The sequence below is a fragment of the Methylobacillus draconifructus genome, from assembly GCF_045984355.1.
GTDB classification, from domain to species: Bacteria; Pseudomonadota; Gammaproteobacteria; order Burkholderiales; family Methylophilaceae; genus Methylobacillus; species Methylobacillus flagellatus_A.
Window position 1 is genome coordinate 113,404 of sequence record NZ_JBJQII010000003.1, and the last position, 22,433, is coordinate 135,836.

The 22,433-nt window shown below is 56.7% G+C and carries 17 protein-coding genes and 1 riboswitch; of the genes, 3 read left to right on the top strand and 14 right to left on the bottom strand.

The window, feature by feature from the left end; all coding sequences use genetic code 11:
• Positions 1 to 177: 177 nt before the first annotated feature.
• Entirely contained in the window at positions 178 to 2,454 is a 2,277-nt protein-coding gene (gene nrdA, locus ACJSDX_RS07015) for a class 1a ribonucleoside-diphosphate reductase subunit alpha (protein ID WP_309565004.1), read from the bottom strand.
• 150 nt (positions 2,455 to 2,604) lie between these two features.
• Positions 2,605 to 2,817: riboswitch (cobalamin riboswitch) on the bottom strand.
• 190 nt (positions 2,818 to 3,007) lie between these two features.
• On the opposite strand from nrdA, the gene ACJSDX_RS07020 reads away from it, so the two are divergent.
• Entirely contained in the window at positions 3,008 to 3,331 is a 324-nt protein-coding gene (locus ACJSDX_RS07020) for a thioredoxin family protein (RefSeq protein WP_309565003.1), read from the top strand.
• A gap of 21 nt (positions 3,332 to 3,352) precedes the next feature.
• Here ACJSDX_RS07020 and ACJSDX_RS07025 read toward each other — a convergent pair whose 3' ends face one another.
• Positions 3,353 to 4,549 carry a hypothetical protein gene (locus ACJSDX_RS07025; protein WP_407994096.1) on the bottom strand — a complete coding sequence of 399 codons (1,197 nt, stop codon included), beginning with the start codon at positions 4,547 to 4,549 and terminating at the stop codon, positions 3,353 to 3,355.
• 119 nt (positions 4,550 to 4,668) lie between these two features.
• Between ACJSDX_RS07025 and ACJSDX_RS07030 the strand changes: the two genes are divergently transcribed.
• Positions 4,669 to 5,580 carry a LysR family transcriptional regulator gene (locus tag ACJSDX_RS07030; protein ID WP_407994097.1) on the top strand — a complete coding sequence of 304 codons (912 nt, stop codon included), beginning with the start codon at positions 4,669 to 4,671 and terminating at the stop codon, positions 5,578 to 5,580.
• Positions 5,581 to 5,615: 35 nt separating this feature from the next.
• Here ACJSDX_RS07030 and crcB read toward each other — a convergent pair whose 3' ends face one another.
• The 4 genes from crcB to hrpA all read right to left on the bottom strand — a co-directional run bounded on the left by crcB (position 5,616) and on the right by hrpA (position 12,844).
• Positions 5,616 to 6,002 (bottom strand): fluoride efflux transporter CrcB, encoded by a 387-nt coding sequence (gene crcB, locus ACJSDX_RS07035; RefSeq protein WP_407994098.1) that lies wholly within the window; start codon positions 6,000 to 6,002, stop codon positions 5,616 to 5,618.
• Positions 6,003 to 6,198: 196 nt separating this feature from the next.
• Entirely contained in the window at positions 6,199 to 7,236 is a 1,038-nt protein-coding gene (locus tag ACJSDX_RS07040) for a Gfo/Idh/MocA family protein (protein ID WP_407994099.1), read from the bottom strand.
• A 64-nt stretch (positions 7,237 to 7,300) separates the two neighbouring features.
• Positions 7,301 to 8,554: a lytic murein transglycosylase gene (locus ACJSDX_RS07045; RefSeq protein ID WP_407994100.1), complete on the bottom strand. Its 1,254-nt coding sequence runs from the start codon at positions 8,552 to 8,554 to the stop codon at positions 7,301 to 7,303.
• Between the two features lie 186 nt (positions 8,555 to 8,740).
• Entirely contained in the window at positions 8,741 to 12,844 is a 4,104-nt protein-coding gene (gene hrpA / locus ACJSDX_RS07050; protein ID WP_407994383.1) for an ATP-dependent RNA helicase HrpA, read from the bottom strand.
• A gap of 209 nt (positions 12,845 to 13,053) precedes the next feature.
• Between hrpA and ACJSDX_RS07055 the strand changes: the two genes are divergently transcribed.
• Complete coding sequence (locus ACJSDX_RS07055; RefSeq protein WP_407994101.1) at positions 13,054 to 14,211, top strand: PEP-CTERM sorting domain-containing protein; 1,158 nt, start codon at positions 13,054 to 13,056, stop codon at positions 14,209 to 14,211.
• 147 nt (positions 14,212 to 14,358) lie between these two features.
• Here the strand turns inward: ACJSDX_RS07055 and ACJSDX_RS07060 are convergent, their stop codons facing one another.
• The 8 genes from ACJSDX_RS07060 to ACJSDX_RS07095 all read right to left on the bottom strand — a co-directional run bounded on the left by ACJSDX_RS07060 (position 14,359) and on the right by ACJSDX_RS07095 (position 22,429).
• Positions 14,359 to 15,807 carry an alginate export family protein gene (locus ACJSDX_RS07060; RefSeq protein WP_407994102.1) on the bottom strand — a complete coding sequence of 483 codons (1,449 nt, stop codon included), beginning with the start codon at positions 15,805 to 15,807 and terminating at the stop codon, positions 14,359 to 14,361.
• 66 nt (positions 15,808 to 15,873) lie between these two features.
• Positions 15,874 to 16,680 carry a sulfite exporter TauE/SafE family protein gene (locus tag ACJSDX_RS07065; RefSeq protein WP_407994103.1) on the bottom strand — a complete coding sequence of 269 codons (807 nt, stop codon included), beginning with the start codon at positions 16,678 to 16,680 and terminating at the stop codon, positions 15,874 to 15,876.
• A 6-nt stretch (positions 16,681 to 16,686) separates the two neighbouring features.
• Entirely contained in the window at positions 16,687 to 17,535 is an 849-nt protein-coding gene (locus tag ACJSDX_RS07070; protein WP_407994104.1) for an MBL fold metallo-hydrolase, read from the bottom strand.
• Between the two features lie 18 nt (positions 17,536 to 17,553).
• Positions 17,554 to 17,997 carry a cyanase gene (cynS, locus tag ACJSDX_RS07075; RefSeq protein WP_407994384.1) on the bottom strand — a complete coding sequence of 148 codons (444 nt, stop codon included), beginning with the start codon at positions 17,995 to 17,997 and terminating at the stop codon, positions 17,554 to 17,556.
• Positions 17,998 to 18,025: 28 nt separating this feature from the next.
• On the bottom strand, positions 18,026 to 18,952 hold the full coding sequence (locus ACJSDX_RS07080; RefSeq protein ID WP_407994105.1) for an ABC transporter ATP-binding protein: 927 nt from the start codon (positions 18,950 to 18,952) through the stop codon (positions 18,026 to 18,028).
• Complete coding sequence (gene ntrB, locus ACJSDX_RS07085; protein ID WP_407994106.1) at positions 18,942 to 19,811, bottom strand: nitrate ABC transporter permease; 870 nt, start codon at positions 19,809 to 19,811, stop codon at positions 18,942 to 18,944. The genes ACJSDX_RS07080 and ntrB overlap by 11 nt, the downstream gene beginning before the upstream one ends.
• Before the next feature lie 4 nt (positions 19,812 to 19,815).
• On the bottom strand, positions 19,816 to 21,192 hold the full coding sequence (locus ACJSDX_RS07090) for a CmpA/NrtA family ABC transporter substrate-binding protein (RefSeq protein WP_407994107.1): 1,377 nt from the start codon (positions 21,190 to 21,192) through the stop codon (positions 19,816 to 19,818).
• Positions 21,193 to 21,214: 22 nt separating this feature from the next.
• Complete coding sequence (locus ACJSDX_RS07095; protein ID WP_407994108.1) at positions 21,215 to 22,429, bottom strand: FAD-dependent oxidoreductase; 1,215 nt, start codon at positions 22,427 to 22,429, stop codon at positions 21,215 to 21,217.
• Positions 22,430 to 22,433: the final 4 nt, after the last annotated feature.

Genomic DNA, 22,433 nt, shown 5'->3' on the forward strand with positions numbered 1-22,433 from the left:
TTGTCCCGATATATCCCGTCAGGGCGGCGCATGGCCGCCCTGCTCTATTTAGAACGGCTAACAAAACTCTCCTGGCTTTGTTGCCCTGCCTTGTCGTACTCATTGTACTGCCTGCGGCAGAGCGCCTAGCCAGGAGCGCTTCGCTTAGTTTTGTTAGCCATTAATTAGTCCCGTTGCCTAGATTTTGCACGCGCCGCTTTCGCAGCCGTCGTCCCCAGCATCGCCGCCTTCGCTCGCGCCATCGCGGGTGTTGTGGTAGTACAGGGTCTTCACGCCCAGCTTGTAGGCTTGCAGCAGGTCCTTGAGCAATTGCTTCATCGGCACCTTGCCGCCTTCGAAGCGCTTGGGATCGTAATTGGTGTTGGAGGAAATCGACTGATCGACGAATTTCTGCATGATGCCCACCAGCTTGAGGTAGCCGTCGTTGTTGGGCAATGACCACAGCAGCTGGTACTGGTTGCGCAGGCGCTCGATCTCAGGCACCACCTGGCGCAGGATGCCGTCCTTGGACTGCTTGACCGACACCAGGCCGCGCGGCGGCTCGATGCCGTTGGTGGCGTTGGCGATCTGGCTGGAGGTCTCGGAAGGCATCAGCGCGGTCAGGGTGGAATTGCGCAAGCCGTGCGCGACGATGTCCTTGCGCAGTTGCTCCCAGTCCAGTTGCAATGCTTCCTGGCACACCGCATCGAGGTCCTTCTTGTAGGTGTCGATGGGCAGCAGGCCTTGCGAATAAGTGGTTTCATTGAACGCGCCGCAAGGGCCGAACTCGCGCGCGAGCTGCACCGAGGCCTTCAACAGGTAGTACTGGATCGCCTCGAAGGTGCGGTGGGTCAGCCCTAGCGCCGCATCGTCGGTGTAGCCGGTGCCGTTCTTGGCGAGGTAATAGGCGTAGTTGATCACGCCCACGCCCAGCGAGCGGCGCTTGTCGGTAGCGTTGAGCGCGGCCTTGACCGGGTAATCCTGGTATTCGAGCAAGGCGTCCAATGCACGCACGACGAGATCGGCCAGCCCTTCCAGTTCGTCGAGGCTTTCAAGCGCGCCGAGGTTGAACGCGGACAAGGTGCACAATGCGATCTCGCCGTTCTCGTCGTTGATATCCTCGAGCGGGTGCGTCGGCAGCGCAATTTCCATGCACAGGTTGGATTGGCGCACCGGGGCCAGCTTGGGGTTAAACGGGCTGTGGGTATTGCAATGGTCGACGTTCTGGATATAGATGCGGCCCGTGCCCGCCCGCTCCTGCATCAGGAGCGAGAATAGGTCCACTGCCGGCAGCGTGCGCTTGCGGAGGCTGTCGTCCGCCTCGTATTGCGTATACAGGCGCTCGAACTCGTCCTGGTCGGCGAAGAAGGCGTCATAGAGGCCGGGCACGTCGTGCGGCGAGAACAGCGTGATGTCGCCGCCCTTGATCAGGCGCTGGTACAGCAGGCGGTTGATCTGCACGCCGTAGTCTAGGTGGCGCACGCGGTTTTCCTCGACGCCGCGGTTGTTCTTGAGCACCAGCAGCGATTCGACTTCCAGGTGCCACAAGGGATAGAACAAGGTCGCCGCACCGCCGCGCACGCCGCCCTGCGAGCAGGACTTCACCGCCGCCTGGAACAACTTGTAGAACGGCAGGCAGCCGGTATGCTGCGCCTCGCCGCCGCGGATCTCGCTGCCCAGCGCGCGGATGCGGCCCGCGTTGACGCCAATGCCCGCGCGTTGCGAGACGTATTTCACGATCGCGCTGGTGGTGGCGTTGATGCTGTCCAGGCTGTCGTCGCACTCGATCAACACGCAGGAGCTGAACTGGCGCGTCGGCGTGCGCACGCCGGACATGATGGGCGTAGGCAGGGAAATCTTGAAAGTGGACACCGCATCGTAGAAACGCTTGATGTATTCCAGGCGCGCCTTGCCCTCGTACTTGGCGAACAGGCTCATCGCCACCAGGATATAGAGGAACTGCGGGCTTTCGTAGATTTTCTTGGTCACCCGGTTCTGCACCAGGTATTTGCCTTCCAGCTGCTTCACGGCGGCGTAGGAGAAATTCATGTCGCGCCAGTGGTCGATATGGTCGTTGAGCTCGTTGAACTCTTCACGGCTATAGTCGGCGAGGAGATGCTGGTCGTACTTGCCCATCTCGGTGAGCTTGGTGACGTGGTCGAACAAGTGCGGCGGCTCGAACTGGCCGTAGGCAATCTTGCGTAGGTGGAAAATCGACAGGCGCGCCGCCAGGTACTGGTAATCCGGCGTATCCTCGGAGATTAAGTCCGCGGCGGACTTGATGATGGTTTCATGGATGACGTCGGTACGAATCCCGTCGTAGAACTGGATATGCGATTTCAGCTCGACCTGCGATACCGATACGTTGTCCAGTCCCTGCGCCGCCCAATCGATCACGCGATGGATCTTGTCCAGGTTGATCGGTTCCCGGCGACCATCCCGCTTGGTGGCATTCATGGATTCATACTTTGTCATCTAAGGCTCCCTGTCAGGAAGCAAGGCATCCTCATGACCACGCATCGATTGCCGAGGCAACCGAGCAACAATCACAAAGCAGCATGACGGGCAAGGCGCCGACGCATCAGCGCAATACCCTATCCGGCCGAGGACACCCCGCCTCAAACGTTATGAAAATGATCTACGGCAGGTTTCCTGGCTCCCAGGTCCACATGACCGGCCTGTCTTCCCGGGCCTCACACTTTCAGGCCCAGTGACCCTTGTTGGCATGCCACTCACTGGTTACAGTTGCGGGGGCAGCTGCGGCTTGGCAAGGCACCGCCCTGCGACCGCATTCCCTTTTTCCGACTCAATCGAACAACCGTCGAACACCGTAGATGGGATGGACTATAGCGCAATAAAATGTGCTTGTGTACACTCAAAAACACTAGATATTGTTTTTTTGAGATATATGCAGGATTTTTAAGGGGAATTTTTTTGCGAATTTTTTACTCGGATTTTGGTCATTCATGGACACGGCCACCATGCCACAATCCCCTATCATGAAACGCAAGTTCCGCCAAGCCAGATAATGAAACCAGCCCTGAATCCAGAACCAAGCCGCGACGATATCGATGCAACGCCGGGATGGTTGTTGCTGGAGTTCGGCGCCAGCTGGTGCGGCTTTTGCCAGGCGGCGCAGCCTTCGCTCAGCGCGGCATTACGGCAATTCCCCGCCCTGCGTCACGAACGCATCGAGGACGGCAGAGGCAGGCGGCTGGGCCGCAGCTTCAAGGTGAAGTTATGGCCTACCTTGATCCTGTTGCGGGGTGGGACGGAAGTCGGGCGCGTGGTGCGCCCGGAAAGCCGGGAAGACATCTCGGCGCTGCTACAGGCGCACTTGCCTTCATCCTAACAATCCAGCGCTACACCCTTTTCAAGCCACCGGTTTACGGGCTACCAGGACAGTCAGATTGTCATCGGCCTTCACGCAACAAGCGTGACGCAACCGCACAGCGGCGTCGGAGACCAGCAAATCTTCGGCAATACTGGCCTCGCCTTCATTCAGGCCGCGCGCCAGCGCGACCACCTCGGCAATCTTTTCATCGGCAAAGGCCAGGCAGGACCTGGTTGCCGCATCCATCGCCTGCTCATGCGCCAGCGTCGCCGGCACATGCAGCAAGGAACAGCTGGGGGCTACCCAAAGCCTGTCGCCGAGCTTATGCGCCAATGGCTGCAACAGACCGAGGCTCTGCCTCAGGTCATTGCGCAAAATGCCACGGCCGTCCACGATGCCGGCGGACAATATCCAATGCCCAGGCAAGGCATTGAGCCATGGCGCCAATTGCTCAGGCGCACTGACCAGGTCGAGATGAATGCCGTCCACTGGCAAATGCGTGACAAAGCCTTGATAGCGGGCGACATTGCCGAAATAGGTGCCGAGCAATATCGCCGGCCGCTGCGTGCGGAACCAGGCATATGCGCGTTCGAAAGCGCCCAGCCATGCATCATCCAGGTCCAAGGCTAGAATGGGCTCTTCAAGCTGCAGGCAGGCAATCTTGCGGTGGTACAGCTCCTTCAGCAAATGCGCATACTGTTCCGCCAGCCTATCCAGCAGCTGCAAACGGTCGCAGCCATCCGCGCCGCTCAAATACAGCAGGCTGACAGGCCCCAGCAACGCCGCCTTGACCGGCATGGAACGCGCCTGCGCTTCGTCGAGCTGGCTCAGGAATTCATGGGCGTTGATCGTGAAGCTGGTATCCGCATCGAGCTCCGGCACGATATAGTGGTAGTCGGTATCGAACCACCTGGCGGTTTTCATGGCCGGTTGGACGGCATTGCCGCGCGCCAGCGCAAAATAGTCATGTTCGGATAAAACGCCCTGAAAGCCAAATCTTCTGGGAATCGCGCCGAACATCACCGCATGGTCGAGCACGTGGTCGTAAAATGAGAAATCCCCTGCGGTGATGAAGTCCAGCCGCTTTTGCTTGCTCCAATGCCGCTCCCGCAGACCCTTGCCTATTTCCTGCAATCCCGCCGCAGTCAGGTCGCCCTTCCAGAACGCCTCCAGGGCGTATTTGAGCGCACGTTTTTCACCGATGCGCGGATACCCGAGAATATGTGCGCTTGCCATACCCAATGCCTTGCTTGAATTTTTAACGAAACCGCGAATTTTCCGGCAGGCAAGCAATTTAAAAAAGCGAAAGTTTTTTTGGTAAAATTGAATTCATTTCATATCTATCCAAGCTTCTTATGCTGGAAATCCGCCACCTGAAATCCTTGATCGCGATTGCCGACACTGGAAAACTGGCCCATGCCGCAGAGCGGGTCTTCCTCACGCAATCCGCGCTCTCGCACCAGATCCGCGTGTTGGAGAAACATTACGACACCACCCTGTTCCAGCGCACCGCGCACGGCATCCGCTTCACGCCCGCCGGGGAACGGTTGCTGGCATTGGCAAAGGAAATGCTGGAGGCACAGGAAAAGGCCGAGCGCGACCTGATCCGCCTCAAGAGCGACCAATCGGGGGAGTTGAGGATCGTGCTGGAGTGCCACACCTGCTTCGACTGGCTCACCCCGGTAATGGACGCCTTCCGCCGCGCCTGGCCGGAAGTCGAGCTGGATTTGGTGGCCGGTTTCCATAGCGATCCCTGGCACTTGCTGCACGACGGCAAGGCCGATCTCGTGATCGGCAGCCTGCCGGAGAAACAGCGCGAACTCGGCGCGATTCCGCTATTCAAGTTCGAGATCATGGGGGTGTTGCCGCCCGAGCACGAGCTGCGCAACAAGCCGCGCCTGATGGCGGAAGACTTCGCGGGACAAACCCTGATCACCTACCCCGTGCCGGAAGAGCGCATCGACGTCATCCGCCAGGTGCTCAAACCTGCCAATATCGAATTCAGCCGCCGCACCAGCGAGCTCACCATCGCCATCATGCAATTGGTCGCCAGCCGCCGCGGCATTGCCGCCCTGCCCAACTGGGGCATACAGAGCTACGTGGAGCATGAGTACGTGATTGCGAAGCCCATCGGCCGCAAGGGGCTTTGGTCCGAGCTGCATGCGCTCGGCATGCCGGACGTCATGGCAAGGCCCTACACGCAGGATCTTGCGCGCATCATCCGCGATACCTGCGCGGAAAGGCTGAGCGACATCAGGCTGCTTTAAGCTTTTGCCGGCCGCGCTTCAGCCGGACAATGCGTTCAAGCCTGCATCGCAATCTTTGCCAGCTCGAACCCGAGCCACATCACCGCCAGCCCAACGACGATGCTTGCAACGACGTACGCGGCAGCAATGCCGATATGGCCTTCACGCAGCAATACCATGGTTTCCAGCCCGAAGGCGGAAAACGTGGTGAACCCGCCCACCAACCCGGTAAAAAGCAGGACGCGCATATCGGCTGAAATGAATCCCTCCCTCGAGGCAAGCCCGGCCAGGATGCCGATGACGAGGCAACCAATGATGTTGACGGTGAAAGTGGGGAACGGGAACCGCCAATCCAGGCTGTAGCGCAAAACCAAGCCTGAAAGCTTGAAGCGTGCAACTGAGCCAATTGCGCCGCCCAAGGCCACGAGCATTACCTGATTCATTACATCCCTTTCAAAAAGCAAACTTGGAAAATTGGAGCAGGAATTATATCGGCCGGCAAGCCTGGCCAAGCGGCGGCACGGAAGGCGGCTTGGGCCTGCTGCAGGACAGGGTCGAGCGATCCTGCCTCAGCTACCCGGCAGGAAAGGCCCGTAGACCGTATAACGGCAGGGCCGTTGGCGGCCTACCGTTCCCGGCTCAATCCGGGGAAATCTCGACCCGCTGGCCTTGCGCGGCGGACTGCATCGCCGCCACGATCGCCTTGCAGTTGCCGCGCGCATCCGCCAGGCTGAGGAACGGCGGCTTGCCGTTGAGCACGCAATCGCTGAAATGCTCGATTTCGAGGATGAAATGGCTGCTGGCGGGCAGGCGTTCTTCCCAGAAATGGCCGTCCTCAGTCCACCAGGTGATCACCGGCACGTCGCCCGCCTGCTGCCAGACGGTGTGACATTTCAGGCCGCCCTTGCTGCCCGTGACCTGGTATTCGGAGCGGCGCGAGCATTCGAAGCCGATATCGAACTGCCCTTGCCTGCCTTCGCCGAAATCGAATACGCCGCTGGTGGCGATATCCGCCCCGCTTTCCGTGTATTGCGCTATCGTCACGACGCTCTTGGGTTCGGTGCCGAAAACGCTGCGCAATGAATGGATGGCATAGGGCCCGATATCCCACATCGCGCCGCCTCCATGGTCCACGTCTTTTTCCAGGCGGTAGAGCCGCGCGGGTTTCATGATGAAGGAGTAGCTTGCGCGCACGAACTTCACGTCGCCGATCACGCCGGAACGCAGCAACTCCTGTACGCGCGCGAATTGCGGATGGAAGACGTACATGAAGCCTTCCATCACGATCACGCCCTGCTGCTGTGCTGCATTCGCGATGGCATCCACGTCGGCCACGGTCAGCGCCAGCGGTTTCTCGATCAGCACGTGCTTGCCCTTCGCAATCGCCTTCAACGCCCATTCCGTATGCTCGTGGTTGGACATCGGCAGGTAGACGGCCTCGACATTGTCGTCGTCGAGCAGCGCTTCCGGCTCGTCATAACTTTTCACCGCGCTTGCCGCCTGGGGCGCATGCTTTTGCACGGTTGCAGCGGCGGCACCCGGACGGCGGCTGGCAATCGCCACCAGCTCGGCATTGGCCGCATCGACGATGGCGGGCAACAGGCGCTCGTTGACGCGGGCCGCGCCCAGTATGCCCCAGCGCAGCTTTCGATCTTGACTCACGCGATCCTGACTCATGTGCGGTTCTCCTTTAACTATTATTTGAATATTTCACTCTTTGAAATTTTGTCAGCAAGCTTGGTCAAGGCTGCGTGCCGGGAAAGCCCGGAATCAACTCGGTATCCACCGTCTGGCTTGCAAGCGTGGTGGCGACGTGCTGCATCAGGTTGGGCGATGCGTAACCGTCCGCAGGCAAGGCATGGGCCAGTTGATAGCCGCGGATTGCCGCCTGGGTCTTGGGGCCGGGCAGGCCGTCGCTGCCGCCGGTATCAAAGCCCAGGTCCGTCAATTGCCGCTGCAGGCGCTTGACGGCATCGATGCTCACCGCCTCCTGCTCGGCCCCGGCGCCGCCAACCAACGCAGGCCCGCCCTGCAGGCGGCTGGCAAGGTGCGCCACTGTCAGCGCATAACTGGTGGAACGGTTCCATTGCATCACCACGTTGAAATTATCGAACACCATGAAGGCCGGGCCGCGCCAGCCTTGCGGCAGCACAATCGCCGCATTGAGGCCGGCTGGCAGCGCCGTCTGGTTCGCCGCCTGCACGCCAAGGGCCTGCCATTGCTCCACGCTGCGCTTTTGGTTGATGGCGGCCTGCTGCCAGGCAAAATCCTCGGGCAGCGCCACCTCTACGGCGATGGGCTCGTCGCGCTTCCAGCCTATCGAGCTCAAGTAATGTCCCGCGGAAGCCATGGCATCGGGGATGGATTGCCAGACGTTGATCCTACCGTCCCCGTCGCCGTCCTCGGCATAGGCCAGGAAAGTCGAGGGCATGAATTGCATGTGCCCGACCGCGCCCGCCCATGACCCCACCATGTTGCCGGCCTCGATATGGCCCGCATCGATGATGCGCAAGGCATCCAGCAGCTGGCTGCGGAAGAACGCATGGCGCCTCCCCTCGTAAGCGAGCGTCGCCAACGCCTTGGGTGTGGAAAAGCTGCCAAGCGTCTGCCCGTAATTGGTTTCCAGCCCCCAGAAGGCCAGCAATACAGCGGCAGGCACGCCGTACTTCTGCTCCACGGCCTGCAGCACAGGCGCTTGCTCCTGCAATAAGCCCTGCCCGCGCGCGATCTGCTTTGGCGTCACGCGGCGGCCGAGGTAGCCGAGGAAGGTTTGCACGAACTCAGGCTGCGCTTGGTCCAGCTCGACCACGCGGTCTATCGGCTGGGCATCCGCCAGGGCCGCTTGCAACGTCGCCGCTGAAATCCCTTGCGCCTGCGCATCGCGGCTGAAATCCTGCACCCATTCGTCAAAGCTTTGCCCGTCGGCATGCGACAGCACACTGTAAAACAGGCTGCAAGCCAATATACAAGCTAGCGAACGGCGCAATTTGAACAACGCTTCCTCCTTAATATTGCTGCAATGCTTAATGCATCATTAAATTAGGCACTAGCTGGCGACAATGCGTATTAAGAGCCGCCAACAAAACCCAGCGAAGCGATTTTGGCTAGGCGTTCTACTGCAGACAGTACAACAAGTACGGCAAGGCAGAGCAACGGCGCCAAAAGGGTTTTGTTAGCTGATCTAAGCGCGAACCATGTCTTCCCAGGCCTTATCCAAGCGCTTCACCGATACCGGGAACGGTGTCTTCAACTCCTGCGCAAACAGGGAAACGCGAAGCTCCTCGATCAGCCAGCGATAATCCAGCACGGCCGGCGGCACTTCATGGTTGGCCTTGCGCAAGCCCAGCACGTGCGACTCCCAACGCTCCCACACTTGCTGCACGGACTGGCCGCTGCGCGTATCGCGCTCTACCGCGCCTGGATACTTCTCCAGGCGCAGACGCATGGCCTTGATATAGCGCGGCAAGTGCTGCAGGGTTTCCCACGGTGTCGCGCTGAAAAAACGCTTGGGCAGCAAGCGCGCGAGCTGGCCTTCCAGCTCCTTCTTGATTCTGGACAGGTTGGCGGGAGCGGCGTTCAACTTTTGTGTGAGTTGCGTGTATTCCGCGGCAATCGCCGTCGCCAGCCGGCCCGCACCCTCGACCACCGCCGGCAGGCGCGTTCGCGCGCGGGTCTTCAGTGCCATGAAGTCCTGGTTGCTGCGCGGCAGCTCATCCTCGCCGATGAACGCCCGGTCGCTGATCGCGACCAGCATGTCCTCGCGCAACTCGTCCGGATTCATGATGTTGCGCAGCTGCAAGGCATATTGGTTGAAGCCGGGCAGGCCTTTTTCCAGCTGCTTCATCTGCTCCTTGAGCTCGAAGCGCATCAGGCGGCGCACCCCGGCGCGATGCGATAGCCGGGCGGCCAGCTCGGTATCGAACAGCTTGATGGCGACGCTGTCGGCGTTGTCCTCCAACGCCGGGTAGCCGGTCAACTGGCGTCCGTCGCGGCTGAAGCTCAGGGTCGGCGGCAAGTCGCCGAAATCCCACTGCTTGAGTCCGGACTTCTCGATGCCGGGCGAACTGCTGCGGAAGGTCAGCTGCGCCGCCTGGCCCAGCTGCGCCTTGAGCGCATGCCAGTCGCGGCCGCTGCCAAGCTCGCGGTTTTTCTCGTCCACCACGCGGAAGTTCATGTAAAGGTGCGCATCCAGCGCATCGGCCTGCCATTCCCCGGCGCCCAGCTGCAAGCCGGTGCGCTGCTGGACATAGCTTGCCAACGCCGGCAGCAATGCCCCGTCTTTTTTGGATGCTGTTTCCAGGAAGCCGGTCACGAAATCCGGCACCGGCACGCAGACGCGGCGCAAGGTCTTGGGTAGCGCCTTGATCAACGCCGTGACCTTGTCGCGAATCATGCCCGGCACCAGCCATTCTGCCTCCACCGGGTTGAGTTGGTTGAGCAAGGCCAGCGGCACGGTCGCCGTCACGCCATCCAATGGGTGCCCAGGCTCGAAGCGGTACTTGAGCGGCAGCTTCACGCCGTCCAGCTCCAGGCTTTCCGGGAACTGCACCTCGGTAATGCCCGCCGCGCCGTGGCGCATCAGGTGGTCGCGCGTAAGGTAGAGGATTTTCGGGTTGTCCTTTTCCGCGTCCTCGCGCCATTTCTCGAACCCGGCGCCGTTGACGATGCCTTCTGGAACGACCGCGTCGTAGAACGCAAACAACGTATGTTCGTCCACCAGCACGTCCTGCCGCCGCGCCTTGTGCTCCAGCTCCTCGATCTCGGCAATGAGGCGGCGGTTGGCGGCAAAGAACGGCGCGCGGGTATCGAACTCCATGTTCGCCAGCGCCTCGCGGATGAAAATCTCGCGCGATTCCTTGGGGTTGATCGGGCCGTAATGCACGCGGCGGCGCGGCACCACGGTAAGGCCGTAGAGGCTCACGCGCTCCCAGGCCGCCACTTGCGCCGGCTTACGGTCCCAGCGCGGGTCGCTGTAATGGCTCTGCGTCAGGCCGCGCGCCAGCGGCTCGATCCAGTCCGGTTCTATTTTCGCTACGCAACGCGCATACAACTTGGTGGTTTCCATCAGTTCCGCCGCCATCACCCATTTCGGGCGGGCTTTCTTCAAGGTGGAACCGGGCGCGACATGGAAACGGATACCGCGCGCGCCGAGATAATTGTCCGCCTCGCCATCCTTGAAACCGATATTGCCCAGCAACCCGGCAAGCAAGGCGCGATGCACCTGCTCATAAGAGGCAGGCTGCTCATTGAGCTTGAGTTCCAGCTCGTCGGCGATCTCCCGGAGTTGCTGGTACAGCTCGCGCCACTCCTTGAGCCGCAGGAACGAGAGGAAATTGCTGTGGCACTTGTTGAGCAAGTCCTTGTTCGATTTCTTGGTCTTGAACGCGTCCTCGTACCATTCCCACAGCTTGATGAAGCCGAGAAAATCGGAATGCTCGACCTTGAACTTGGCATGCGCCTGGTCGGCTGCTTCGCGCTTGTCCATGGGGCGCTCGCGCGGGTCCTGGATCGCCAGCGCGCTGGCGATGATGAGAATTTCACGCACGCAGCCCTGCTTCTTGCCTTCCAGGATCATGCGCGAGACGCGCGGGTCCAGCGGCAGCCGGGCCAATTGCCTGCCGGTTTCGGTGATGTTCTGCTCCGCATCCACCGCGCCCAGCTCCTGCAATAGCTGGTAGCCGTCGGCAATGTAGCGCGAGCTGGGCGCCTCGATGAAGGGGAACTCCTGCACGTTGCCTAACTTGAGCGCGGCCATGCGCAGGATCACGGCGGCCAGCGAGGAACGCATGATTTCCGGGTCGGTGAATTCGGGACGGTTGTTGAAATCCGCCTCGTCGTAAAGCCGGATGCAGATGCCGTTGGACACGCGTCCGCAGCGGCCCGCGCGCTGCCGTGCCGCCGCCTGCGAGATTTTCTCCACCTGCAACTGCTCGACCTTGGCGCGCGCACTGTAGCGGTTGACCCGCGCCAAGCCGGTATCGATGACGTACTTGATGCCCGGCACGGTGAGCGAAGTTTCGGCGACATTGGTTGCGAGCACCACGCGCCGCCCGCCGCTGGAGCGGAATACTTTCTGCTGGTCTTCTATGGAGAGGCGCGCGAACAAAGGCAATATCTCGACATGGCGCAAGTGCTTGTTGAGGTAATCCGCCGTATCGCGAATCTCGCGCTCGCCCGGCAGGAATACCAAGATATCGCCGCCGCCGAGCCGGGAAAGCTGCTCCACGGAATCGAGGATCGCCTCTTCCATCGCCTCCTCGGCATCGTCCTCTTCCAGCCACTTGGCCTCGGCGCGCGGCTTGCGCTGGATGCCCATGATGTCCTGGCCGAGCAGCTCCACATCATCATCGTCATCCAGCCATTTGCGGATGGAAGGGTCGATATTGCCCGCCTTGCGCTTGATGCCGATGTCAATGATATCTTCTTGCGGCGCTTCTGCTTCCCTTTTCACTACGGGAACAGGCGCAGGCGCAGCGACTGGCGCCGGCGCCGCGATCGCCCTACGGCGGCTGCCCAAAGGACGGTAGCGGATTTCAACCGGATAAGTCCGGCCGGAAACCTCGATCACCGGCGCGCCGTTGAAATGGCGCGAGAAGCGCTCCGCGTCGATGGTCGCCGAGGTGACGATCACCTTGAGGTCGGGCCGGCGCGGCAGTAATTGCTTCAGGTAGCCGAGCAGGAAATCAATATTCAGGCTGCGCTCGTGCGCCTCGTCGATGATGATGGTGTCGTAGGCGTTGAGGAAGCGGTCACCCTGCGTTTCCGCGAGTAGGATGCCGTCGGTCATCAGCTTGATATAGCTGATTTCCGAGAGGCGGTCGTTGAAGCGCACCTTGTAGCCCACCGCCTCGCCCAGCGGAGACTTCAGTTCCTGCGCAATGCGCGACGCGACCGAGCGTGCGGCAATCCGCCGCGGCTGGGTGTGACCTATCAATCCGGCAACACCACGTCCCAACTCCAGACAGATTTTGGGCAATTGCGTCGTTTTTCCTGAGCCGGTTTCGCCGCTGACGATCACGATCTGGTGCTTGCTAATCGCCTCGGCTATTTCATCCTTGCGGGCGCTGACCGGCAGTTCGGCAGGATATTCCGGCTTGGGCAATTGTTCTCGTCTAAGCTTCAGTCGAGCACTTGAAGCCTGGATTTTCACGGCCAGTTCTGCCAATGATTTGTCCACTGGCTTGCCCTGCTCCAGCATGGCATTCACTTGTTGCAAGCGTCGCTTGAAATTAAAACGGTCAAGCAATAGACAATCGGGTAGTTGCGCCTGTAAATGCTGGAGCATCTGGCGCTCATTGATGGGGCTGTTTGTCGTCATAGGTAGGCCGGGATTTTAGCATGGCTGCCAGATTTTCCCTGTCATTCCAATAGTGCTTTCTGACTACGACGACCACCTTTCCAGCATTCGGCACCGCCGATATAATCACCAAATAAATGAAAATGAATATTAATAACGTTTAAGCCAATAAACCAAACTCTCGGGGAGCCACATCAATGACATTTGCACACCTACTCGCGACTGTTAGCCTATTATCCATCGCCAGCCTATCGCACGCATCACCACAATATTCACTCACAGCACTTAGTCCACTGGCTGGTTACCCAGGAAGTTTTGCAGCAGCACTCAACCATCATGGCCAGATAGTTGGCTATGGCGATCTCGAAACCTATCCATTGAAGACGCTTGCCACTTCATGGGCAAACGGCACAGCATCAGCCCTCACAGACGGACAAGGCCGATACAGCGCAGCTTTTTCCATCAATGATCACGGACAGGTGGTCGGGGTCAGCTATACCCGATCAGGATTTTATGAACCCACTATTGGTGGATTAGAAACGATACCTTCTTCACCATCTTATGATGGCCAAGCAACCCTATGGCAAAACAGCACTGCGACAACATTGCCTGGCCTATCGGGACAATATGCGCAAGCCAAAGGAATCAACAATCTTGGTCAAGTTGTCGGCTGGAGCCTGGGTGCAGACAACCAGATCACCGCTACGTTGTGGAGCAACAACCTTCCCACAGCACTTACCAGTCTCGATGGTTATCGAGGAGAGGCCAACGCTATCAATGATCAAGGCAATATAGTTGGAAGTCTATCCAAAGTCTTTGGAGACTATGCCGCTCTCTGGAACAACAACAATGAACTTACCCTATTAAATACTATCGGCGGCATTGGCGCTGAAGCATACGCCATCAACAGCAACAACCTCATCATTGGCTGGAGTGCATCGGCAGATGGCAAGCAACACGCTACACTTTGGGACAATGGCACAGCAATTGATCTTGGTAGGCCTGACGACTACGCCAGCTTTGCCTATGGCTTGAACAACCTGGGCCATGTGGTTGGCAGCTTTATCGGAATTGATGGCACGACCGGCTATCTGGAGGAATATGCCGCGCTCTGGATCGACGGTAGCCGCATCAACCTGAACTCCCTGATCGATAGCGCCTCCGGCATCATGCTGGACTCCGCCTACGGCATCAATGACCAAGGCTGGATCATCGCGCGTGGACTAGACAGCAACGACAACTACAACGCCTACCTGCTCATGCCAGTGCCCGAACCTTCCAGTTATGCCATGCTGCTAGCGGGCTTGGGGTTGCTGGTGCGTAGTGCACGCCGAAAAACCCCCTCGGTAGGTTAGTTCAATGCCCTCTGCTTATAGCAGAGTCTACATACCATTTAAAAATGGTTGGATCATTTAAAGTCACGCGCGATTCAGTGTTACATGCATCTTGGTATGAAGATGTATGTAACACTCCGTCATTTACACTGACCCTTATTTTTCATCTTAAAAACTATACATGACGGTCAGCCAGGTTTTGTCAGTATCCCTGAAGCGGCCCCTGTTTCCAGCAACTGTATCTGCTGCAGGCAGCGCAGCATAGTGGTCACCTTCCTTGAAATTACCGTACTCAAGCTTGGCCATCCAGTGCTTGTCGAAAGTATAGGTCACCGCTGCATTCCACTCTTTACCAAACTTTGACCCCGTACCTCCGCCTACGGTATTGAAGCTCACATCAGAATCCAGGATGTGGTAGTCGAAGAAGAAGGCAAAATTTCCTGCCTTGTACCCCGCAGTGACAAACGTATCCCGCATCCCCTCTTGTGGTGTGGCAAGAAATTTATCCACCCACCCCTGAAACAAGTGGTTGGTGCCATAGGGCATCTGAAATCCGTATTGGCCATCGTTGCTGGACAGCAACTCCTGGTCGACTCTCAAGGAAAAACCGTTATACCCTACGCCACCGCCGATTTTGTAATAGTGCGCATCGATGCGTGAATCACCACCACTGTAATCGGTTTGCTTGGCATATTCAGCATTGTAGAGGGCCTTCCATTCCTTGTTGATGGGCTGCATACCTTCCAGCCTCACGCCAATGATCTTGTTGCCCTGATCTGCCTGCTGGTTGACCGCTCCATTTTTCCCCTGCGCAAGTCCGGCAGCACCAGCAGCATTGCCGAACCATGCCCGACCAAACCCAAGGTCATCGAAACTGGAGAGATAACCGTAACCAGTCAGAGAAGTGGTAGGCGTCACGTGGTACTTCATATTGATGATTTCCAGAGCACCATCATCTCGTAGCTCTGTCGTCAACTGCCTTACTCGCTCAATATGCCCCAGATAAATCTCAGTGTTGGGCAATGAAGTATTCAGCATGGTCACGCCGTCAAACACTTGCATGACTTGCCTGAACACTACGTCGCCAATGAAGCGGTAGTTATCCAGATTGATCTGCTGGCGGCCCAAACGGATGCGCGTATCCTTTATCCCGGTCCAATCAACAAACAACAGATTGAGTTCGGTAATGTCAGGATCAACAATTTTTGCCCTGTCCACATTGCTGGGATCATTGGACACCGCATTGATCATAGTGCCATTGGTGCTGTCGTTGAAGTTATCCGTCAGCTTCGTGACATTGATGATCTGACCAGTAAAACTGAAGTTCTGATATGGCGCAGTCTGCCATCCAAGCAATGTCCTGAGCGTCAGTGCAGAGGTATCTCTCAATTCCTCATTGGCCCCAGGGTTGACTTGAGTACCGATAGTGGTTGGCGGTTGCAAGCCATCCTGGTTTACGTCTTCATATCGCAATCTCAGGCTGGACAGACTCTTGCCGGCCTTGATTGCCTCCATAAAGGATTGCGGTGCACTTTCTTCTGCCTGCGCTGAAAATGCAGTGATTCCCAGCAGGGCACTGATGATGCCAAGTCTTGCGGTTGGGCTGATGACACTCATGGATAGCTCCTTGATTTACGGTTTCAAAAAAGTGGAAAACATTGCATATTCGTGAACATTCGCTCCTTAACTCATCAAGGCAAACAGGATGGCTGTGATCACCATCAGCGTGCCCAACCCGCACTTGAGAGTCATAGGAGAGAGCCGCAAGCTCAACAGCCGACCGATCACTGTGCCTACGCATGCGGCACCAATAAAAGTCAGGCCCGTCTGGTTGATCGTGACGCCATCGATCAACATGCCGCCAGCGACAATCGATGACATCAGCGCGATCACCATGAGCGACGTGGCGGTGGTTGCTTGCACACTGATATTGGTGGACCTCGACAAGGCCGGCACCAGGATGAATCCGACACCAACACCATAAAGTCCCAAAAACACCCCTGAACTAATCCCTGCTGCGGTAAGTTTGGATGCACACCTTTTGGTCCAGATCAGCCGGCCAGTTCGCTCGCTGAGCATGCAAGGCCGCTGGATGCTGTCATTGTCAGCGCCTCGCGATCCAACCATCGCCAATGCCTGCCTGAACAAACCTGATGCCATGACCAGCATCAGTATCGAAAAGGAATACACCAGCCATTGGTGCGACAAATGGAAAGCAATCCATTGCCCTAAGGGAGAAACCAGGCTGCCGATGAGCGCAACGAAAAGAGCAGCCCGCCATCTCAAGTGGCCCGATCTGGCCGATTGCAATGCTCCGACAAAGGCTGCAATCGCGACGGCAATCAAGGCAATGGGCTTGGCTTCAATGAAGCTGAACCCCATCAACAGGGTTAGAAGCGGAATGGCAAAAACACCAGCCCCGCCCCCCGTCAGGCCAAGCAGAACCCCTACCGCTGTCCCAGACAGCAGTGCTGTAACAAATGTAATCATTTGGATTTAAAGGAGATTTATAGGTATTCGAAGATATTGCACGCCGTTATCCTCCGCCTGCGGGAATTGGCCCGCCCTGATGTTGACTTGCACTGCGGCAAGCATCAGGGTAGGCAAGGCAAGGGTTGCGTCCCGGGAATTGCGCATCCGGCAGAATTCCGCTTCATCTACACCGTCATGCATATGAATATTGGCCTTGCGCTGCTCTGCAACAGTACTGCACCACTTGGCCTCTCTGTCCTCACCTGGATAGTCATGACAGCTGTAGAGGATGGTGTCAGGCGGATAACTCAGCAGCATTTTGATGGATCGATACAATTTCCTGGGATCACCTCCCGGAAAATCACATCGTGCCGTGCCCACATCCGGCATAAAAATCGTGTCGCCAACAAATATACCGACACCGTCCACCTCGTAGGCCGTATCCGCTGGCGTATGGCCGGGCACATGGAGCGCAGTCACTTTGAGCCGGCCGATGTAGAATATCTGGCCATCTTCGAACAGCTGGTCGAAACCCACGAACTCCATGGTGTTATAGATCAGGTTGAACTTATCCATCACTCCCTGTATCTCCGAGCCGATGGCGATGGACCCTCCCAGACGCTTCTTGAGATAGGGAGCAGCTGAGATGTGATCGGCATGAACATGGGTTTCAAGCAGCCATATCGTCGTAAGATCCATGGCCTTGACGAATGCCGCAATCTCATCAGCACCAGCAGTGGAAGTCCTGGCGGCTTTCGGGTCAAAATCCAGTACAGAATCAATCACTGCACAGTACCCACCAGGCTCGTCAAAAACGACATAGCTCACGGTGGAGGTCGCCTGATCATAAAATGCTTTTACCTGACCATTCATCGTGAGCCTCTTTATTACCTAGAACTGCTTGTAGGGGAGAAACTTGCCGTTCAGGACGATATTGACGCGGTCGCCCATCGGGTCAGCAACACGCTGCAGGTCCATCTTGAAATCGATGGCGCTCATAATGCCGTCACCGAATTCTTCATGGATGAGCTGCTTGATGGTGCTGCCATAAACATTGATCATTTCATAGAATCGGTAGATCAATGGATCAGTGGGAATGGCCGACGTGAATGTTCCCTTGGATGGCGGCACCATCAACCATTTCTGATCTTCATCGCTCAGATCGAATATCTCGGCAATGATTTTCGCTTGCTCGGCATTCAAGGCCATCTGACCCAGGCAGGCAGCCGTGACCCATTCCTTGCTCAGGTTCAGCTTGGCGGCAACCTCGGCCCACTTCAGTCCTTTCATCACTTTGGCGGTGATAATTTTTTCAGTTACATCTAGGCGACTCATCATTAGCTCCTGTAAAAAAGTGAAACGGTTAAGCGGTCTTGTGCAATGGCACTACCGACTGATCGGCAGCGGCACCTGCCTCCGGGGATACATAATCCAGCCCCGGATACACAAGCGGCGGGTGCTCTGGCGCGCGACCATGAGATAAATCCTTGGAACGCGATACCAGGTAGTCAACAAAGTGATTGCGAATCTTGTAATACTGGGGATCGTGATGCAGGGAAGTACGATGCCGATCTTTCGACATGGTGTTCACGACAATTTCCGCCACTCTGGCGCGTGGGCCGTTACTCATCAGCAACACCTTGTCCGATAACAGGATGGCTTCATCGACGTCATGAGTGATCATGAATACGGTCTGCTGGGTTTCACGACATATTTTCAGCAGCTCATCCTGTATCGTGCCACGGGTCAAGGCATCCAGTGCGCCAAAAGGCTCGTCCAGCAACAGCATCTTCGGTTCGATGGCAAAGGCACGTGCAATACCCACCCGCTGCTTCATCCCCCCGGATAATTGGGAAGGCTTCTTATCCACGGCGGATTGCAGGCCGACAAGCGAAACATATTTCATCACTTGCTCCTGGACCTTGGCTGCACTCCATGTCGGCCACCTGCTCTTGACAGCAAATGCAATGTTTTGCCTTACTGTCAGCCACGGCATAAGCGCATGCCCCTGGAACACGACGCCGCGCTCCAGGCCGGGTGCAGACACTTCGCGCCCATTCATAATGACCACACCTTCTGTCGCGCTTTCCAGTCCTGCCAGCACATTCAGGATAGTGGTTTTGCCACAGCCGGAATGACCGATCAGGCAGACGAACTCACCCTTGGCAATCGAAAAATTGACAGCATCGAAAGTAGCCTCGGCAGCGCCAGGATATTGCTTGGCCAAACCTTCAACTTTAAGAAAATTCTTTGAGATGGCATTACCCATCACGGTTGTATCAGTCGACATACGTCACCGCCTTTTGTAATTGGGCAAAGCACATATCCAGGATCATGCCCACAATCCCGATCATCAGAATGGCAAAGATCACGTCAGAAAGAGACAGGTTGTTCCACTGATTCCAGACGAAGTAACCAATCCCTGTACCCCCCACCAGCATTTCCGCAGCCACAATCACCAGCCATGCAATGCCCATGCTGATTCTCATGCCGGTCACTATCGTCGGCGCAGCTGCAGGGAGGATCACGCAAAATGCCTTTCTCAGTTGACCAACCTCCAGTGTCCTCGCCACGTTAAGCCATTCTTTCCGGACATTTGCGACACCAAATGCCGTGTTCATCAGCATCGGCCAGATGGAACAGATAAAAATCACGAAAATGCCCGAAGCCGTAGAATCCTTGATCGTATACAGGGCGATCGGCATCCAGGCCAGTGGAGAGATAGGCTTCAAAATCTGGATAAATGGATCCAGCACCTTAAAGGCCAGCGGGCTCATCCCGATCAGAAAACCCACCGGGATGGCAATCAGCGCCGCCATGCTGAAACCAACTGCGACGCGCCCCAGGGAGTGGGCGATCTGGATACCAATCCCTTTGTCATTCGGGCCATTGTCGTAAAACGGGTGCGCAAGCTGGGATACGATGGTCGCACCCAGTTCGCTAGGCCTAGGGAAAGACGATGCAGTCTGCTGGCTTGCAGAAGCAGGGTCCTGCCCCATCAACTGCAGATACTCCAGCTCCTCAGCAGAAATCTCAGACGTCGCCACCGTACTTGGTGCCGTGGCAATGCCCCAGACCACGACAATCAGAAGCAAAAGCATCAGAGAGAGAAACCCCGCCTTCACATTCTGTGTGTTGAGTGCTTTCATGACCTTACCTCTTAATATTGAAACTATCGACATAGGCTTGCGGCTGCTGAGAATCAAAAACCTTGCCCATCACCACGATCTTTCGGTTGGTTTCAGGCACAGCTAGTCCAAGATCCTTCATTGCCTTTTTGGCATCGGTCATCATGAACACCTTTTCTGCAATAGCGCGATAGCTGACATCACCCTTGATGTATCCCCAGCGCTTCATTTGCGTAAGCATCCACAAGGCCATGCCTTCCCAAGGCACCGCTTCGAAGCCGACACGCTGCGGTGCATTGACGATATTGCCCAGCCCGTCTGCGAACCGGCCGGTAATGACTTGATTGACGATCACCTCTGGCTGGTTGAGATAAGCCGGCTTGGAAATGACGGTCGCCACTTCTTTCCGGTTGTTCTTGTCATTGGCAAACGCTGAAGACTTGAGGAAGGCCCGATACAAGGCTGCAAAGGTATTTGGGTTTTGTTGAATAAAGCTGGCAGAGGCGCCGAAGGTGCAGCATGGATGGCCATTCCAGATATCCTGTGAAAGAATCTGGATAAAGCCGACACCGTCATAAACCGCCCGTTGCGAGAATGGATCAGGCCCCAGGAAGCCATCAATATTGCCGGCACGCAGATTCGCCAGCATTTCTGCCGGAGGTACCACGCGCAACTGTACATCACGGTCAGGATCAATCCCTGCCTCGGCCAGGTAGTAACGCAGCAGGAAGTTGTGCATGGAGAACTCGAACGGAATGGCAAACTTGAAGCCTTTCCAGTTTTTTGGATCTCGGTTCGACTTGTGCTTGGCTGCAAGCACAATGGCCTGGCCGTTGACATTCTGTATCGCGGCAACATTGACTGCCTGTGGACTCGAACCTGCGCCCATCGTCATGGCAAGCGGCATAGGGGCCAAAAACTGGGAAGCATCAAACTCCTGGTTCATGATCTTGTCACGCACCAAGGCCCAGCCTGCCGCCTTATTCAGCTCGACATTCAACCCCTGCTCCTTGAAGAATCCCATAGGTTCGGCCAGGATCAATGGAGCAGCACAGGTAATAGGAATAAATCCAACCTTGACCGTGGACTTCTCTATCGGCCCTTTCTCCAATGCCATGGCTCTCAATGATCCCAACGGGAAAATGGTGCTGATAGCAGCCATTGCCGCTCCCTTGCCGACCGCTCTCAGGAAATCACGACGTTGGGTTTCTTGTGGCAGAATGGCCTTGACCAAAGCTGCCTCGATAAAATCATTGGAATATTCTTCCTCTGAGATACGCCTGTCATCTGCGTGTGCATGAGCGCTGGCCTTCAGGTGTTCCTCTTCACTGGCATGTTTCCCACAGGAACAAGTCGCGAAGAGAGGTAGATCAGCATCATAGGGTGAGAAATGTTTTGTCATGACAGTCCTTAGGTCTAATTAATCAAACACTGAAGTAAAGAGAAGATGTTTTAATACGTACAACAGGGTTGAAGTGTGTGTAATGCACAGGTTCACAGCCGGTAACCTTGGCTGCAATGACTTTTGCCTGGCGATGAATCGGCTCAATCAGACGGATCGCCTGACCACTGATGCTCACGCAGTCTCCTAACGCATGAATATTGGACACATTGGTATCCAGCGTTACCGGGTCCACGCAAATGCCTTCATTCCATTCCAGCCCGGCGGTTCTCGCCAGCCGACTCGGCGTTTGCAGTCCTGTGGCGGCAATCACAAAATGAACATCCAATGCCTGACCATTACTGAGTTCGACATGTTTCCGACCATTTTGCTCATGGATTGCCTGCACAGTGACACCGCCCATAAATTCAATCGGCAGAGATTGCCATGCTTCCAGAAGCCGTTGTGCATCTTCGACATTCAATAAATTACCCAATGGACTCTGTTGGATATCTGTCAGATAAATATGATGCCCCGCCAGCGCCAGATCATTGGCCAACTCGCTGCCGACCAGACCAGCCCCGGCAATCAGAATCGTGCTTTTTTCTGCCATGGCATCCAGGCGCGCACGAAAATCGAGGTAGCTTTGCAGATTATTGATTTGCCAACAGATATTGGCAGGCAAGGCATCAACCCTGCGAGGTATTGCGCCATGTGCCAGTATCAGATGGGTATATTTCAAAGTGCCTCTGGTTGTGCGCAATGTCGAACTGACAGTATCGACGCTAATGGCATCCGTACTGGTCAACAACCTCACTCCCAGTTTCACAGCCGCTTCCGTCCCGGTTTCCTTGACCAGAGACATCGGCTCCATGCCCTTGGAAATGGCAACAGAAAGCATGGGTTTATCATAAACATCGCCGCTACATGCCGTCACCATTACGATAGGCATAGTCTGATCCAGCGCACGAATGGCGCGGGCCACCTGCCAGCCGGCGCTGCCGGCGCCGACAATCACTACGCTGGCTTGATGACGACTACCTCCGAAATTAGCGCTGGATTGAGAGGATAAGGCAGCCATGTCCTGAGCGACATATAACTCAAAATCCGTTTTTGTCACGCCGCACAGCGGACACGCCCAGTCATCTGGAATATCCTCAAACCGCGTGCCAGGCGGCAGTCCACCATCAGGATCACCTAGCTCCTCATCATAAATGAAGCCGCATGCCAGGCAGATATATTGGCGCCAAGTATTCACGGGT

Excerpts from the sequence above, each read along its gene's own strand:
- nrdA (WP_309565004.1), bottom strand. The coding sequence starts at position 2,454 with ATGACAAAGTATGAATCCATGAATGCCACCAAGCGGGATGGTCGCCGG.
- ACJSDX_RS07070 (WP_407994104.1), bottom strand. The coding sequence starts at position 17,535 with ATGAATGGTCAGGTAAAAGCATTTTATGATCAGGCGACCTCCACCGTG.
- ntrB (WP_407994106.1), bottom strand. The coding sequence starts at position 19,811 with ATGAAAGCACTCAACACACAGAATGTGAAGGCGGGGTTTCTCTCTCTG.
- cynS (WP_407994384.1), bottom strand. The coding sequence starts at position 17,997 with ATGAGTCGCCTAGATGTAACTGAAAAAATTATCACCGCCAAAGTGATG.
- ACJSDX_RS07040 (WP_407994099.1), bottom strand. The coding sequence starts at position 7,236 with ATGAGTCAGGATCGCGTGAGTCAAGATCGAAAGCTGCGCTGGGGCATA.
- crcB (WP_407994098.1), bottom strand. The coding sequence starts at position 6,002 with ATGAATCAGGTAATGCTCGTGGCCTTGGGCGGCGCAATTGGCTCAGTT.
- ACJSDX_RS07065 (WP_407994103.1), bottom strand. The coding sequence starts at position 16,680 with ATGATTACATTTGTTACAGCACTGCTGTCTGGGACAGCGGTAGGGGTT.
- ACJSDX_RS07090 (WP_407994107.1), bottom strand. The coding sequence starts at position 21,192 with ATGACAAAACATTTCTCACCCTATGATGCTGATCTACCTCTCTTCGCG.
- ACJSDX_RS07030 (WP_407994097.1), top strand. The coding sequence starts at position 4,669 with ATGCTGGAAATCCGCCACCTGAAATCCTTGATCGCGATTGCCGACACT.
- ACJSDX_RS07060 (WP_407994102.1), bottom strand. The coding sequence starts at position 15,807 with ATGAGTGTCATCAGCCCAACCGCAAGACTTGGCATCATCAGTGCCCTG.
- ACJSDX_RS07025 (WP_407994096.1), bottom strand. The coding sequence starts at position 4,549 with ATGGCAAGCGCACATATTCTCGGGTATCCGCGCATCGGTGAAAAACGT.
- ACJSDX_RS07020 (WP_309565003.1), top strand. The coding sequence starts at position 3,008 with ATGAAACCAGCCCTGAATCCAGAACCAAGCCGCGACGATATCGATGCA.
- hrpA (WP_407994383.1), bottom strand. The coding sequence starts at position 12,844 with ATGCTCCAGCATTTACAGGCGCAACTACCCGATTGTCTATTGCTTGAC.
- ACJSDX_RS07055 (WP_407994101.1), top strand. The coding sequence starts at position 13,054 with ATGACATTTGCACACCTACTCGCGACTGTTAGCCTATTATCCATCGCC.
- ACJSDX_RS07080 (WP_407994105.1), bottom strand. The coding sequence starts at position 18,952 with ATGTCGACTGATACAACCGTGATGGGTAATGCCATCTCAAAGAATTTT.